The sequence below is a fragment of the Vibrio sp. Makdt genome (assembly GCF_027587015.1).
GTDB classification, from domain to species: Bacteria; Pseudomonadota; Gammaproteobacteria; order Enterobacterales; family Vibrionaceae; genus Vibrio; species Vibrio chagasii_B.
The window spans coordinates 175974-192042 of the sequence record NZ_JAPPTH010000004.1; the positions used below are offsets into that span (position 1 = coordinate 175974).

A 16069-nucleotide genomic window follows, 5' to 3' on the forward strand; every position below is an offset into this window, starting at 1 on the left:
CTCATGACACAAGCAAATAACCCACTTCACGGCATCACACTGCAAAAACTGCTAACAGAATTGGTTGAACATTACGGTTGGGAAGAGTTGAGCTACATGGTAAATATCAACTGCTTCAAAAAGGACCCAAGCATCAAATCGAGCTTAAAGTTTCTGCGCAAAACAGAATGGGCACGAACTAAAGTAGAGCAAATCTACATTGATTTAAAGCGTTAGCCTCCCCCCGCTGTATCAGTCCCGTATTGCTGAATACGGGATTCCCCCTGTGTCTACTTTTTAGGGGCCACATCGTATCTCGTATCTCGTATCTCGTATCTCGTATCTCGTATCTCGTATCTCGTATCTCGTATCTCGTATCTCGTATCTCGTATCTCGTATCTCGTATCTCGTATCTCGTATCTCGTATCTCGTATTATGATTCCCATAAAACAAAAGCCCCGCAAGCTTTCACTTGCGGGGCTTTCTAGTTAATTTAGAAAAGAGCTAATTACTTACCAGCTTCTTTGTCTGCTTTAACTTTAGCGATTACTTCGTCTGCCACGTTTGTTGGACATGGAGAGTACTGTAGGAATTCCATAGAGAATTGACCACGGCCTGAAGTAATAGTACGTAGGTGACCGATGTAACCAAACATTTCTGATAGTGGTACGTCAGCTTTGATACGTACGCCAGTAGCGCCAGCTTGTTGATCTTTGATCATGCCACGACGACGGTTAAGGTCACCGATTACATCACCAACGTGATCTTCTGGAGTGAATACGTCAACGTTCATGATTGGCTCAAGAAGTTGTGCACCCGCTTTAGGCATAGATTGACGGAATGCGCCTTTCGCTGCGATTTCAAATGCGATTGCAGATGAGTCAACTGCGTGGAAGCCACCGTCGAATAGTTCTACTTCAACATCTAGAGTTGGGAAGCCAGCAAGAACACCGTTTTCCATCATAGATGCGAAACCTTTCTCAACTGCAGGCCAGAATTCCTTAGGAACGTTACCGCCAACAACTGAAGAAGAGAACGTGAAGCCAGAACCTGCTTCGCCTGGTTTGATACGGTAATCGATCTTACCGAATTGACCAGAACCACCAGATTGCTTCTTGTGCGTGTAGCTATCTTCAACAGCTTTCGTGATTGTTTCACGGTAAGCTACTTGAGGAGCACCTACTACAAGGTCAACGCCGTATGTACGCTTAAGGATATCTACCTTGATGTCTAGGTGAAGTTCACCCATACCTTTCAGGATAGTTTCGCCAGTTTCTTCGTCAGTCTCAACTTGGAAAGATGGATCTTCTGCAACCATTTTACCGATCGCGATACCCATTTTCTCAGAACCGCCTTTATCTTTTGGAGATACAGCGATAGAGATTACTGGAGTTGGGAAGATCATTGGCTCAAGAGTACATTCGTGCTTCTGATCACATAGAGTGTGACCAGTTTGAACGTTCTTCATACCTACAACAGCGATGATGTCACCAGCTTGTGCAGATGTAAGTTCGTTACGCTCATCAGCTTGCATCTCAACCATACGGCCGATACGCTCAGTTTTACCTGTTGCTGAGTTAAGAATTGTATCACCCTTCTTCATTACACCAGAGTAGATACGGATGAACGTTAGAGCACCGAAACGGTCGTCCATGATCTTAAATGCTAGAGCACGTAGAGGCTCATCTACAGATACTGTTGCAACTTCACCAGTTGGTTCGCCAGTCTCTTTATCAGTTAGAGGCTGAGGATCAACTTCAGTTGGAGCTGGTAGGTAATCTACTACAGCGTCAAGGATAAGTTGCATACCTTTGTTCTTGAATGCAGAACCACAGAACGTAGGGAAGAATGCGATATCACGAGTACCTTTACGGATACAACGCTTGATGTCTTCGATAGAAGGCTCTTCACCTTCCATGTAAGCTTCCATTAGGTCATCGTCTTGCTCTACAGCAGTTTCGATTAGCTCTTCACGGTATTGCTCAACGTCATCAACCATGTCCGCAGGAACATCTTTGATTTCGTAGTTTTCAGGAAGACCAGTGTCATCCCAAACGTATGCTTTACGGCTTAGTAGGTCTACAACACCAACGAATTCATCTTCGCGGCCGATTGGTAGAACCATTACTAGCGGAGTAGCGCCTAGAACGTTCTTAACTTGGTCAACAACGCGGTAGAAGTCAGCACCCATACGGTCTAGTTTGTTAACGAAGATCAGACGAGATACTTCTGATTCGTTAGCGTAGCGCCAGTTAGTTTCTGATTGAGGTTCAACACCACCAGAACCACAGAATACACCGATACCGCCATCAAGTACTTTAAGAGAACGGTATACTTCAACTGTGAAGTCAACGTGTCCAGGAGTATCGATAACGTTTAGACGGTGATCATTCCAGAAACAGCTTACAGCTGCTGATTGGATAGTAATACCGCGCTCAGCTTCCTGTTCCATGAAGTCAGTCGTTGATTCGCCGTCATGTACTTCACCAGTCTTGTGGATTTGACCAGTTAGCTTAAGGATACGCTCAGTGGTAGTTGTTTTACCCGCATCAACGTGCGCGAAAATACCAATGTTTCTGTATTTCGATAAATCTGCCATTGTCTTACTCTGTTAATAGGATATAAAATGCGCGCAGAGTATATCACAATCTGTGAAGACTGATAGCTTTGCATGCATTTGGGACTAAAAAACTTTGCCTTTTCCTAACATTTAGAAAAAGGCACGCTGTAGAAACAATCTAAATGATTGTTAATTATAGTGCTAACCCAAAGCCCAATCGGGGTTCAAGTTAGACTGAATTGCTGCTGTATAGATTAGCTGAAGTGAGTTCAATTACAACTCATCAAAAGCATTAATTGCCTCTGATAGTTTTTTCACTCCGTGGATTTGCATTCCTGGAATACCACCTTTCGGCATATTAGCTGCAGGAACAATTGCTTTCTTAAAGCCGTGTTTAAATGCTTCATTCAAGCGTTCTTGCCCACTAGGTACAGGACGAATCTCACCCGCTAGGCCTACTTCACCAAAAACCACCACATCTTTAGGTAATGCACGGTCTCTGAAACTAGAAAGTAATGCCATGACTAATGCAAGATCAGCACTAGTTTCGGTTACTTTAACACCACCGACGACATTCACAAACACATCTTGGTCAGCCATTTGTAAGCCGCCGTGTTTATGCAGCACCGCAAGTAACAAGGAAAGACGGTTCTGCTCAAGACCAACCGCGACTCGCCGAGGGTTTGCCAACTGGGAGTAATCCACCAACGCTTGGATCTCAACAAGCAGTGGTCGGGTACCTTCCCATACCACCATCACTGAACTGCCTGACGTTTCTTCTTCACCACGAGACAAGAATATAGCCGATGGGTTGCTGACTTCTTTTAGGCCTTGACCAGTCATAGCAAACACACCCAGCTCATTCACCGCACCAAAACGGTTTTTGTGGCTGCGCAGCGTTCTGAAACGGCTGTCTGTTCCGCCATCTAACAACACTGAACAGTCAATAATATGCTCAAGCACTTTAGGGCCCGCCAGCGTGCCATCTTTAGTTACGTGTCCAACTAGAAAGATTGCTACATTATTCTGCTTAGCAAAACGAGTCAGTGCAGTGGCTGACTCACGAACCTGAGCCACACTGCCTGGTGAAGATTGAACATCAGCAACATGCATTACTTGGATCGAGTCGATAACCATGATCTTAGGTTGTTCTTTTTCGGCAACCTGACAAATCTTGTCCACGTTCGTTTCTGAGAGCATCTTAAGGTGTTCTTTAGGCAAACCAAGACGTGATGCACGCATCGCGACCTGCTGCAAAGATTCTTCACCCGTGACATAAAGGGTCGGAAGTTGCGAAGAGAGCAGACACATGGTTTGTAACAATAGTGTCGATTTACCCGCCCCTGGGTTACCACCAATAAGGATCGCAGCACCCGGGACAACACCGCCACCAAGCACGCGGTCGAGCTCTTTAAAGCCACTACTAAAACGAGGCACTTCCTGCAGGTCGATTTCTGACAGTGTTTGAACCGAAGACTCTGTTGCGCCACCAGCATAACCACTCAATCGTTCATTGCGCGCTACCTGAGGTGAAGCGGCTAACCTAACTTCTGTAATTGTGTTCCAAGCACCACACGCATTGCACTGTCCTTGCCAACGTGGGAAGTCAGCCCCACAGTCATTACACACATAAGCTCGCTTTGCCTTAGCCATAAAACCTCAATAATTTACCCAGTTACACAATGATGTTGTCAATTTGTGACTTATTTGACCGTACGGGTGCAAATAAACGTTGCAGTCATACCACTTATATTTAAAGATCGATTTAAACTAGTCGATAACATAAATGTACCTTCCATTCTAACAAGAAAAGTATGCAGCAATCTGAAATTCTATCTATAGCAGAGCGTCTTATCCCGGCTTATCATGCCGAAGATTTCGAATTCCTTCTTTCTCAAATGACAGAAGGCGAATCACCGTCTCTGAAGCTGCTCGTTAAAATGGAACTGAATCGTATCATGGCTCCATGTACAAAGAGCATTGATTTACGCGGACGTATCGATAATGAGTGTCGTCAGTTCACACTCGATGGTCGTAAACACTGGCTCGACGACATCGCGTTAAATGCCTATCAGCGCGGTACAAAAAAATTCAAAGGCTACACCGAAGGCGCTTGGGAATTAGTAATGACTCCAAGAACTCAACCTCTGCGTAGTGTTGTTAATAGCGCTTCTCACAACACCCAAGACATCACCAGTGCCAACAGCCCTTATGAAGCTGAAGCCATTAACCTAGGTTATGACTTAAAGCGTCAAGAGAACCGACTCAAGATAAGCTCACAAGTTGAGGTCACCACTTCAAAAGGACAAAGCCTACACGGTGTCACGGTCGATATCTCTCCTTCAGGTGCAAAATTCAAAGTACCAAGCGTCTTTCGCTATAACCTAGGTGAAATCATCAGCGTCAAGTTTACCGAGCTGGTCGAGAAGTCACTCGAAACCGATGTGAACCAAGCAGTAGAATTTCGTGTGCTCGGGATTGATGAATCCTATGAAAATGACGCGGTTAAATTCCTAAGAACCATCAAGGTAAGCGACAACAATATTGTGGCGCGTTTACTTGATGAGTCTTTAAATAGCACAAGCAAGAAAACCAGCCACGAAAATCAAGATAGAGTTATTCGAACCCGCACTCGAGGTATCGAGCACACCTATCTAAAACACACTTGTAACCTTCCTCTGTTCTTTAGTGGCAGTGAACTCAAGCTTGCACTGCTTACAGATAACAACCATCCGCTATGGCAATACTGGCACGACGAGCGAAACCAACAGGCACTAGGAACTCTGTTCAACGAACAGCGCATGAACTTACTGGCGAAGCCCGGTGTGAAAGGCACCAGCAACGTTATCTATTCGTTTACTCATGAACATCAAAATAAGACGCTGTTCTATTCGATGATGTTACCTGAAGCGACCCGTGAACAAAGACAACTGTTCTGGCACATTGGTGGTAAGCGTAAAAGTTGGAAGGCGTTTAAATTCTCTGTATTCGAATTATCAGAAACGGAGCGACAAGCTTTAGCCAAACATTCAGACACGCTAGCGCAAAGCTCAGCACAACTGACGCATTGCGGTATATTGCAAGAGATTGGCGATCACGAGAGTGCTGCGGATTACTTGTTGAGTGAAAAGCCACGCATTCCAAGCAGTGAACTAAACCGCTTCCGCCACCCACGCACTGTGGTTGGGAACATTCAAAGTATCTATTTTGATTCTCAGACCCGTCGTAAAGAACCGAGATACCAGTTTAAGTCACCGTTGCAACTTACCTCACAAGATGGCGCAGCGGCAAACGGCCACACCTCAGATATCTCGAAACGTGGGTTGAGCATTACTCTTGAACAGCCAATGGTCCTCAAGATCAATGATCCGGTGATCGTGAACTTTAATGAGCTACAGCTTTACGATAAGAATCTGCCATTAAGCACAGTGCCTTATCACGTGATTCGTGTGAGTCCCAATGGCCGAAATGTCCAATTAGTGATAGCTGAAAACGCTAAGACAATGCGTACTATCGCGTTCCTGAATGGGCTTATCGATCAAAACCAAAGCAAGCTAATTAAGAAGAGAGAGATACTGCCAACGAACTCCTTACTTGAGTCGCTGCACAATATTTTGTTAAGCAAGATGGTCAGTAGCCCTATCTTTATTGATAAACCAAGTTCAACACTGCGTTGTAAGATCATTGGTGTGAATTTCCCACTCAATAAACACCTGACTTTACTGGCGAAACTTGGACACAACCAAAAGTTCTCACTGGAGCCTATATTTAAAGGCCACACCAATTCGCTGCTGGCTGAGCCCCTCAAGAGAATCGAGGGTGCAGAGCCTAAACACCACGACGTCTATATCGCTGCGGTGAAGTTCGGCGACAAGATCCAATCAGTACATACAAAGTTGGTGAAAGACTTTACCTCGGCAAAAGAAAGAATCTTATTCATTAAGAAAGCGCAGCACTTAGGTGATGTGTATGTACTTCGCGTTACGACCGCGCCAATCTTCAATCCATTGACCACCTTATTCCAATCGGATTTAGAAGAGCTTGCTCGTATCAGCATGCACCAAGCGAAGAAGCTAGAAAACGAGATCACCGCGTTTATCGGTTATGGTGAGATAGAAGATATTACCGATGAAGTGTTGATCCGATTGGAGCTAACGCGTTAGTCATAATACTCCATCATCTCTAGGTACAATAAAAAAGAAAAGCAGGCTCAGTGCCTGCTTTTGTGTCTTTGTAATATCACACGATTAAATAATCATGCTGTTGTGAACCTTTACGGTTTCGCCTGCCAGCTGATTTTTTGTTGCTTAGCCAACGCGCCAGACAGGATACACAATACCCCACCTAAGCCAGCATAACGCACAGCAGTTTGAGCTTGTTGCTCGACTTTTGGTTTTGCATGGAAGGCAATACCTAAACCAGCAGCGCCCATCATCACCAAGTCATTCGCGCCATCACCAACAGCAACCGTGTTATGTAGCTCCAACTCATACTCTTCAGCCAGTTCGACTAAGATATCGGCTTTGGTTTGCGCCGAAACTACATCACCCAACACTTCCCCTGTCAATTTACCCTTAACGATTTCTAAAGTATTCGACTGGGCATGATCTAAGTCTAGCGTGTCTTTTAAGTAATCAGAGAAGTAAGTAAAGCCACCCGATGCGATAGCGGTTTTCCAACCCAGTTTGTTAAGCGTATTCACCAGTCCAACTAAGTCTGGCATGAAAGGCAGTGATTGGCGCACTTGCTCTAGAATCGACTCATCCGCACCTTTCAGTGCTCCAACTCGTTGACGCAGGCTTTGTTCGAAATCTAACTCTCCTTGCATAGCACGCTCTGTAATTTCAGAGACTAACTCTCCTACTCCAGCGAGCTTGGCTATTTCATCGATACACTCGATTTGAATCGCTGTGGAATCCATATCCATTACGATCAAACCCGGCTTAGATAAGTCTGGAACTTCGCTAAGGCAAGCATAATCAAGCTTCAAAGCCTGTAGGATTTCTTCATGTGCAGGCGTTAGGTTGCCAGACATTAATGCCACTTCGTAATGGCCAACTTTCCACGTATCTAAAACGGTGTTGTAAATGCCAGTGAAAAAGTCGATGTCATCGAAAGATTGCGGTGATAGGTACTCGCCAAATACAATCCAGTTAGCTTTGGCTTTAGCGAGTTGAGAAGCGAAACGAGTCTCGGGGAGTCGAGTTAATAATGTAGTATGCCTTTTTATCGGCAGATATTTCTGAGCGTCCATGTGTATGATTCCTAATTAACTATGCTAAACGTTAACCTATTGCAATTTGAAAACGCAAGTCTCAATATGTCTTAATCATAACATTTGTTTATTTCAGGCCCCGTGAAACATGAATGAATCATTGTTCTCAATACGTAACGCTTTGCGAATGTTAGCCCTCATTTTGTTGGCTACTATGTTCGTCGTTACGATTAAAAATACGGTCGTGATCAGTAAGGGTAACGAGAAGATCCAAGCGAAACAGCTCGAGACACTTACCAAGCTGCTTATCTCTCAAGCATCCCTTTCAGCCAGCAAAATGATCGCACAACAAGACCAAGAGCGACTGCTTGATCTGACCAATCAGCTATCTCAAGATCGACTGGTGTTCGATACCACCATCTATGATGCAGAAGGCATTCGACTGGCTTCGAGCGAAAAGGCGCTGTCAGTACGTGAGGTACTCGGCTTAGATACGCCACTTTCAACCGCGAGTATCGGTAGGCAACAACTCGTTGAACCCATTTACTCGAAAGAAAACACCATCATCGGTTTTATCCGCGTCACCTTTGAGACAGGTAAAATGACAGCGATATCGGATCACCACTACCGCAAAAGTGATCGCTACATGATCGGTATGGTATTAATGGGCTTCGTCAGTGGTGTGCTGTTTATTATGTTGATTCGTAGAAGACCAACCAAGTCAGGCGAGAACTTACTTCTGAAGAACGTAAATTCATAAATAGCGCAATTACGTTATCCAATAAAAAGCCCCGACGCTCAGGCAGCAACGGGGCTTTTTGTTATCTGTTACTTTATCAAGCTACAGTGAAGAACAATTACTCTTGGTCACCAAGAAGTACAGAGTCTAACGCAATAACCATCATGTCGTTGAAGGTTGTTTGACGCTCATCTGATGTGGTTTGCTCACCTGTTTTGATGTGATCAGACACGGTACAGATAGTCAGAGCTTTTGCGCCATATTCAGCACACACACCATAGATGCCAGCCGCTTCCATCTCTACACCAACAATGCCGTATTTATCCATCACTTCAAACATTTCAGGATCTGGCGTGTAGAAAAGCTCAGCAGAGAACAAGTTACCGACTTTTACATCAACACCGCGTGCTTTAGCTGCATCTTCTGCCGCGCGAACCATTTTGTAGTCAGCAATAGCGGCAAAGTCATGACCTTTGAAGCGAATACGGTTCACTTTAGAATCGGTACATGCCCCCATGCCAATCACGACATCGCGCACTTTGATATCTTCGCTCACTGCACCACAGCTGCCGACACGAATGATCTTTTTCACACCAAAGTCTTTAATAAGCTCAGTCGCGTAAATCGAACAAGATGGAATACCCATACCGTGCCCCATTACCGATACCTTACGACCTTTATAAGTACCTGTGTAACCAAACATATTGCGCACGTCACACACCTGAACCACCTCTTCTAAGAAGGTTTCAGCGATGTATTTAGCACGTAGCGGATCGCCAGGCATTAAAACAACATCAGCGAACGCACCCATTTCAGCATTAATATGTGGAGTAGCCATTGAAAATATCCTTAATCTCAAAACAAAAAAGAAAAGAGAGGTCTCCCTCTCTTTTATTCATTACCAATTATAAAAAGCTTTCACCGTATTCCATTGGCGAAGTACCAAAGTAAGACGCCAAGCTTTGGCCGATATCAGCAAACGTATCGCGGCGGCCTAAAGAACCAGCTGGAACATTTTTACCGTAAACAATCACAGGGATGTGTTCTCGAGTATGGTCTGTACCTGGCCATGTTGGATCACAACCGTGGTCAGCAGTAAGGATAAGTACATCATCCTCTTTCATCATATCGATGATTTCATTGATACGACCATCGAAGTACTCAAGTGCAGCAGCGTAGCCCGCAACATCACGGCGGTGACCGTAAGCTGAGTCAAAATCAACGAAGTTAGTGAAGACGATGGTGTTATCACCTGCTTCATTGATCGCTTCTTTGGTTGCTTCAAATAGCGCAGGGATACCCGTTGCCTTTGTTTTCTGAGTAATACCGCAACCAGCGTAAATATCAGAGATCTTACCGATTGAGTGAACGTTACCGCCCTTCTCATCAACAAGCTTCTGAAGAATCGTTGCTGCCGGTGGCTCAACAGAAAGGTCACGACGGTTACCAGTGCGCTCAAATTGACCTTTACCCGGACCAACGAACGGACGCGCGATAACACGACCAATGTTGTACTCTTCAAGCTCTTCACGAGCGATCTGACAAAGGTCTAATAGGTTTTGCAGACCGAATGTCTCTTCATGACACGCGATTTGGAATACTGAGTCAGCAGACGTGTAGAAGATCGGAAGACCTGTCTTCATGTGCTCTTCACCTAGGTTATCTAGGATCTCAGTACCAGATGAGTGGCAGTTACCTAGGAAGCCAGACAAACCTGCACGCTCAAGAATGCGATCAGTCAGCTCTTTAGGGAAGCTGTTCTCTTTGTCGGTGAAGTAGCCCCAATCAAACAGTACCGGTACACCTGCGATTTCCCAGTGACCTGATGGCGTGTCTTTACCAGAAGACAGCTCAGCAGCGTGACCATAAGCGCCAATGATTTCCGCGTCTGCATCCATACCAGGAGCAAAGCGACCTGTAGACTCTTTGTGAGCCATCGCTAAACCTAGCTTAGACAGGTTTGGTAGCGTCAGAGGACCTTGACGATCGGCATTGTCTGCAAGACCTTTATCACAATGGTCTGCGATGTGGCCCATAGTGTCAGAAGCTACATCACCGAATTTGTCTGCATCCGCTGTCTCACCGATACCGAATGAATCTAAAACTAAAATAAATGCTCTTTTCATTTTCTTCACCAACTTATTGCTCTTTGCACCAGCGTTTTGATTATCGGTATACACAAGGTATACCGATAGTTGTTATTTACACGTCTTCAGAACGAATCTGACGGTAAACGTCTGGTGTTGCTGTATATTCTCCGCCCACAGTGATTGCATTTTGTAATGCCGTTGCAGCTTCTTGCCACTGTTGTTCGTTGCGAGCATGAATCATTGCTAATGGTTTATCTTCACTTGCTACTTCACCTAGGCGAATAAAGTGATCAAAACCGACTGCGTAATCAATGCTGTCCGTTGCTACGCGGCGACCACCGCCCATACCAACGACAGCCATACCAATTGCACGAGTATCCATCGCTGATACCACACCGCTTTCTAACGCGTACACTGGTTTAATAATTTCTGCTTTTTCTAGGTAGTTATCGTAGTTTTCTACGAAGTCTGCTGGACCACCAAGGCCCGCTACCATTTTACCAAAGCACTCTGCTGCTTTACCGTTATCCAGTACTGCCATCAGTTTTTCGCGCGCTTCTTCTGAATCTTTTGCAAGGTTACCCAACACTAGCATTTCAGCACACGATGCCATCGTAATTTCTAGCAAACGTGGGTTACGGTATTCACCCGTTAGGAATTGAACCGCTTCACGTACTTCTACTGCGTTACCCGCCGAAGAAGCCAGAACTTGGTTCATGTCCGTTAGGATTGCCGTTGTTTTAGTGCCTGCACCGTTTGCTACTGCAACGATAGATTTCGCGAGTTCTTCAGACGCTTCGTAAGTCGGCATGAATGCACCTGAACCTACTTTTACGTCCATCACTAGAGAATCAAGGCCCGCTGCCAGTTTCTTAGATAGGATTGAAGCCGTGATTAGCGAGATGTTATCGACTGTTGCTGTGATATCACGCGTCGCGTAAACACGCTTATCAGCTGGCGCTAAGTCGCCCGTTTGACCGATGATAGCAACGCCCGCGTCTTTAGTTACTTCACCAAACACTTCATTTGTCGGTGTAATGTTGTAACCAGGGATAGATTCTAGCTTGTCTAGGGTACCGCCAGTGTGGCCTAAGCCACGACCAGAGATCATTGGAACGAAACCGCCACATGCTGCCACCATAGGGCCAAGCATCAGAGAGGTAACGTCACCAACACCACCAGTAGAGTGCTTATCAACGATTGGGCCATCAAAATTCATGTGGCTCCAGTCAATCACCATGCCTGAGTCGCGCATTGCACATGTTAGTGCGATACGTTCTGGCATTGTCATTTCGTTGAAGAAGATAGCCATTGCGAATGCTGCAATTTGGCCTTCAGAAACCGTGTTTTTCGCGACGCCTTGAATGAAGAAGTTAATTTCTTCGGCTGTTAAGACTTCACCGTCACGTTTTCTGCGAATAATTTCTTGAGGTAGATACATTAGTGCCTCCCAAACTCTAGTGAGTATGGTTTGTAGGGAAAGAGGTAATATGGAGTGACTTAACGCCACTCCATCAAACAGACTAAATATTGTTACACCCTATATAGTTGGCGTTGCAGCTAGGCGGCCAGCAAGTTCATTCCTATGAGCATAGAAGCTCTATGTGATTAGGAGGAACTTGCGCAGGCAACAACGCTGCTACGTCAAATATGACGGGTAAATTAGTATGCTGCTGGATCAGCAGTCTCGTCTGTCACTTCTAATGTATTAAGAAGGTTAGTTAGTAGGCTTGAAGCACCAAAACGGTAGTGCATGTTGTCTGCCCACTCAGCACCTAGTAGCTCATCAGCCATTGCTAGGTATTGTGCTGCATCTTCAGCGGTACGTACGCCACCTGCTGGTTTGAAACCAACAGTTTTAGCTACGCCCATGTCACGGATAACTTCTAGCATCATGCGCGCGTACTCTGGAGTCGCGTTTACTGGCACTTTACCTGTTGAAGTTTTGATGAAGTCAGCGCCTGCTTTGATACAAATCTCAGATGCTTTCTTGATCAGTGCTTCTTCTTTTAGCTCACCAGTTTCGATGATTACTTTCAGTGTGATGTCGCCACATGCTTCTTTACACTGTTTAACTAGCTCGAAACCTACTTCTTCGTTGCCAGCGATTAGAGCGCGGTATGGGAATACTACGTCTACTTCGTCTGCACCGTATGCTACTGCTGCTTTTGTTTCAGCAACTGCGATCTCGATGTCATCATTACCATGAGGGAAGTTAGTTACAGTCGCAATACGTACTTCTGGAGTACCTTGCTCACGCAACGCTTTCTTAGCTGCTGGGATAAAGCGAGGGTAAATACAGATTGCAGCAGTGTTGCCTACTGCAGTCTTCGCGTCGTGACAAAGCGCTACAACTTTTTCAGTTGTGTCGTCGTCATTTAGCGTAGTTAGGTCCATAAGTTTAAGTGCACGTAGAGCTGCTGCTTTTAAATCGCTCATTTCTATCTCCGATCAATATATTCAAATAGTTAACTACTTCGCCCTCCATCCAGTATAGATGGATATTTTAGTAATGCTCAGTAGTCACAAATGAACGGACTTGGTTCCCTGAAGACTTGATAACTTTCGTTACCAATTGCAATCCTTGTCACCGCACAGTACCAGTTTGGTCTATGGCACAACAAATCAGTCATGTTGTGTCTAACATCTATAGCGTATCGCTAAGTTTGGCTTAATCCCAGAAGAATAACCACGGACGAATCCAAGCGGTTACTTTCTTGCCAACAAGAGACATCCTATCCCTTGAGCCTATACATTATAGGTATCCATTAATAAATTGTAGTGCTCCTTAGAACGCAAACGGTTTGTATCTCAAAAAAACATTTTAGACCCACCATCGAATCGAACTCATGTTCAGAATCAATAGGCCTAAAAACAAAAAAGCCCCGCAGCAATTTCTTGCTACGGGGCGATATTAAAGTGGCGTCTATATATCTAAATCTACTTGATTAGAAAGATAGGAAGAAGCCAGCAATTGTTGCTGCCATCAGGTTAGATAGAGTACCAGCTACAACCGCTTTAACACCCATACGTGCGATGTCGTGGCGACGGCTTGGTGCAATACCACCTAGGCCACCTAGTAGAATCGCAATAGAAGAAAGGTTTGCGAAACCACATAGTGCGAATGCGATGATAGCTTGAGTCTTCTCAGACATCACTTGACCAGTCGCTGCAACAACTTGAGCGTTTTCACCAACGTATGGTACGAAGTTTAGGTATGCAACGAATTCGTTAACAACTGTCTTCTGACCAATGAAAGAACCAGCAATAGTTGCTTCTTCCCATGGAACACCAATGATGAATGCTAGCGGTGCGAAGATCCAACCTAGAAGAAGTTCTAGAGTTAGGTTTTCCATACCGAACCAACCACCGATGCCACCTAGGATACCGTTGATTAGAGCAATTAGACCGATGAATGCTAGTAGCATTGCACCAACGTTAAGAGCTAGTTGTAGACCAACTGATGCGCCGCCTGCTGCTGCGTCGATAACGTTAGCTGGCTTATCGTCGCCGCCGTCGATGTCGTCAGCGATGTTATCGTCTGGCGTATCTGTTTCAGGCTTGATGATTTTAGCGAATAGTAGACCACCTGGTGCTGCCATGAATGACGCTGCAACTAGGTACTCTAGAGGAACACCCATAGATGCGTAACCCGCTAGTACACCACCAGCTACAGATGCTAGACCACCACACATTACTGCGAATAGTTCAGAGTTAGTCATCTTAGGAACAAATGGGCGAACAACTAGAGGTGCTTCTGTTTGGCCAACGAAGATGTTTGCTGCTGCAGACATAGACTCGGCGCGAGAAGTACCTAGAGCTTTCTGAAGGCCACCACCAAGAACTTTGATTACTAGCTGCATTACACCAATGTAGTAAAGTACAGAGATAAGTGCAGAGAAGAAGATCAATGTTGGTAGAACTTGGAAAGCAAAGATGAAACCGATACCGTCAACAGAGAAGTTAACTAGGCTACCGAATAGGAAACCAGTACCGTCTTTACCGTAGTCGATTACGTTTGCTACACCAGCAGAGAAACCTGCAAGCAAATCACGACCCCAAGGGATGTAAAGTACGAATGCACCAAGTGCGAATTGGATAGCGAATGCGCCACCCACCGTTCTAAAGTTAATAGCTTTGCGGTTGTCAGATAGTAGTACTGCGATTGCAATCAGTACAACCATACCGACTAGGCTCATAAACAGGCTCATAGTTTATGACTTCCTTATTAGTTATTTATTGGCGTGTTACAAAATGGGGCTATAAAGCGGAGGCAATTATACTCATGCGACCACTAATAAAGTAATGCCGCCCTCACACTTTCGTAGAAGATTCATGTACCATTCACACGCAAATGTGACTCAAATCACAATAGAGGTGCAATTTACGCAAACGATAAACAAAAACATTAGATTTTATTCACATATACCGAATGCGCGATGGCTATTTTGCCAAATTTGCGTTGCAATCGATTGCTTTGGCTCTTTTCTAAGCAAAAAAAGTTCATTTGAAATCGTAACTAAATATTTGGAATGATTAACATTTCCTTGTTTTCCATAAGTTGGCATATCTGGAGCATCGGTCTCTAACACCAGGCTCTCAAGCGGCAATTTAGCAATGGTTGTGCGTGTTTTTTGTGCTCTTGGGTAAGTTATCGTTCCACCGACACCAATATAGAAACCAAGCTTGATCCACACCAAAGCTTGCTGTTCACTTCCTGAAAAACCGTGAATTACTCCACCTAAAGTAAACTTGTGCTGCTTTATTAGTTGAATAAGACGGTTGTAAGACTTCCTTTCATGGATAATCAGAGGCAAATTAAACGCCTTGGCAAGCTCCATTTGTTGGATGAAAAAGCGCTCTTGTTTCTCCTGTTCCACATCCACAAAAAAGTCCAACCCACACTCACCAATGGCCACACACTGGCGTGTTTTTGAAGCGAGTAATTGATGAAGTTCTTCAAATTGCGCCGCATCCGCTTGCTCTAAAAAGTAAGGATGGAAGCCTAATGCGTAGTAAACATTGGGGTGAGATTGCGCGATCTTTTCAAGCTTATGCCAGTTGTTTTGACCGATAGAAGGGATAAGTAACTTCTCAACTTGAGCCTGTTTTGCCTCTTTGATATACCCATCAATGCTCTGCTCATGGGAAAAATCTTGCTCAAACACCTCAAAGTCCGCGTGGCAATGGGTATCAAATAGCGGAAAATCACTTGTTTGCTGTGTCATCTTTCCCACTCTCAGCTTGCTGCCCTTGAGGATCTCGACGATAAGGAACACAGCTGCGCTTGTTTTCAGGTGTCAAACCAAGCTCTTCACACCACTTATCGTATTTCCTAACCCAAGCTTTTATCCAACCGAACATATTTACCTCGCGTCTTCTATCAATACTTATCAAAAACCAAAACATAAAACAGAGCGCTAAAACTACACATACAAATCATTTAAAAGCTCAATGATCAGCCGGAATATCATACAAACATAAAT

Annotated in this window: 13 protein-coding genes; 3 read left to right on the forward strand and 10 right to left on the reverse strand. The window is 44.7% G+C overall.

Going from position 1 to position 16069, the window contains the following annotated elements; genetic code table 11:
- Positions 1–3: 3 nt before the first annotated feature.
- Complete coding sequence (locus OH460_RS06635; RefSeq protein ID WP_004740608.1) at positions 4–216, forward strand: VF530 family DNA-binding protein; 213 nt, start codon at positions 4–6, stop codon at positions 214–216.
- Positions 217–487: 271 nt separating this feature from the next.
- On the opposite strand, the gene fusA is transcribed toward OH460_RS06635, so the two are convergent.
- Together fusA and radA are read right to left on the reverse strand one after the other, a co-directional pair.
- Positions 488–2578: an elongation factor G gene (gene fusA / locus OH460_RS06640; protein WP_008218763.1), complete on the reverse strand. Its 2091-nt coding sequence runs from the start codon at positions 2576–2578 to the stop codon at positions 488–490.
- Positions 2579–2812: 234 nt separating this feature from the next.
- A complete protein-coding gene (radA, locus tag OH460_RS06645; RefSeq protein ID WP_061032527.1) occupies positions 2813–4192 on the reverse strand; it encodes a DNA repair protein RadA in 1380 nt (459 codons plus the stop codon).
- Between the two features lie 161 nt (positions 4193–4353).
- On the opposite strand from radA, the gene OH460_RS06650 reads away from it, so the two are divergent.
- The gene (locus tag OH460_RS06650; RefSeq protein WP_239939543.1) at positions 4354–6702 is read left to right on the forward strand and encodes a PilZ domain-containing protein; all 2349 of its coding nucleotides are present in this window, start codon (positions 4354–4356) and stop codon (positions 6700–6702) included.
- Between the two features lie 110 nt (positions 6703–6812).
- On the opposite strand, the gene serB is transcribed toward OH460_RS06650, so the two are convergent.
- Positions 6813–7793, reverse strand: a complete 981-nt coding sequence (gene serB / locus OH460_RS06655; protein ID WP_105057548.1) for a phosphoserine phosphatase — start codon at positions 7791–7793, stop codon at positions 6813–6815.
- Positions 7794–7902: 109 nt separating this feature from the next.
- Between serB and OH460_RS06660 the strand changes: the two genes are divergently transcribed.
- Entirely contained in the window at positions 7903–8514 is a 612-nt protein-coding gene (locus OH460_RS06660; protein ID WP_080566560.1) for a YtjB family periplasmic protein, read from the forward strand.
- A gap of 97 nt (positions 8515–8611) precedes the next feature.
- Here the strand turns inward: OH460_RS06660 and deoD are convergent, their stop codons facing one another.
- From deoD to OH460_RS06695, 7 genes are all read right to left on the reverse strand, one after another.
- A complete protein-coding gene (deoD, locus tag OH460_RS06665; protein WP_061032524.1) occupies positions 8612–9331 on the reverse strand; it encodes a purine-nucleoside phosphorylase in 720 nt (239 codons plus the stop codon).
- A gap of 67 nt (positions 9332–9398) precedes the next feature.
- Positions 9399–10619 carry a phosphopentomutase gene (locus tag OH460_RS06670; protein WP_269996061.1) on the reverse strand — a complete coding sequence of 407 codons (1221 nt, stop codon included), beginning with the start codon at positions 10617–10619 and terminating at the stop codon, positions 9399–9401.
- Positions 10620–10695: 76 nt separating this feature from the next.
- On the reverse strand, positions 10696–12024 hold the full coding sequence (gene deoA / locus OH460_RS06675) for a thymidine phosphorylase (RefSeq protein ID WP_061032523.1): 1329 nt from the start codon (positions 12022–12024) through the stop codon (positions 10696–10698).
- A gap of 221 nt (positions 12025–12245) precedes the next feature.
- Positions 12246–13022, reverse strand: a complete 777-nt coding sequence (deoC, locus tag OH460_RS06680; protein WP_008218778.1) for a deoxyribose-phosphate aldolase — start codon at positions 13020–13022, stop codon at positions 12246–12248.
- A gap of 509 nt (positions 13023–13531) precedes the next feature.
- The gene (locus tag OH460_RS06685) at positions 13532–14794 is read right to left on the reverse strand and encodes a NupC/NupG family nucleoside CNT transporter (protein ID WP_269996065.1); all 1263 of its coding nucleotides are present in this window, start codon (positions 14792–14794) and stop codon (positions 13532–13534) included.
- 204 nt (positions 14795–14998) lie between these two features.
- On the reverse strand, positions 14999–15811 hold the full coding sequence (locus OH460_RS06690; protein WP_269996067.1) for a TatD family hydrolase: 813 nt from the start codon (positions 15809–15811) through the stop codon (positions 14999–15001).
- Entirely contained in the window at positions 15792–15947 is a 156-nt protein-coding gene (locus OH460_RS06695; RefSeq protein ID WP_004740620.1) for a DUF5363 family protein, read from the reverse strand. The genes OH460_RS06690 and OH460_RS06695 overlap by 20 nt, the downstream gene beginning before the upstream one ends.
- Between the last annotated feature and the right edge of the window lie 122 nt (positions 15948–16069).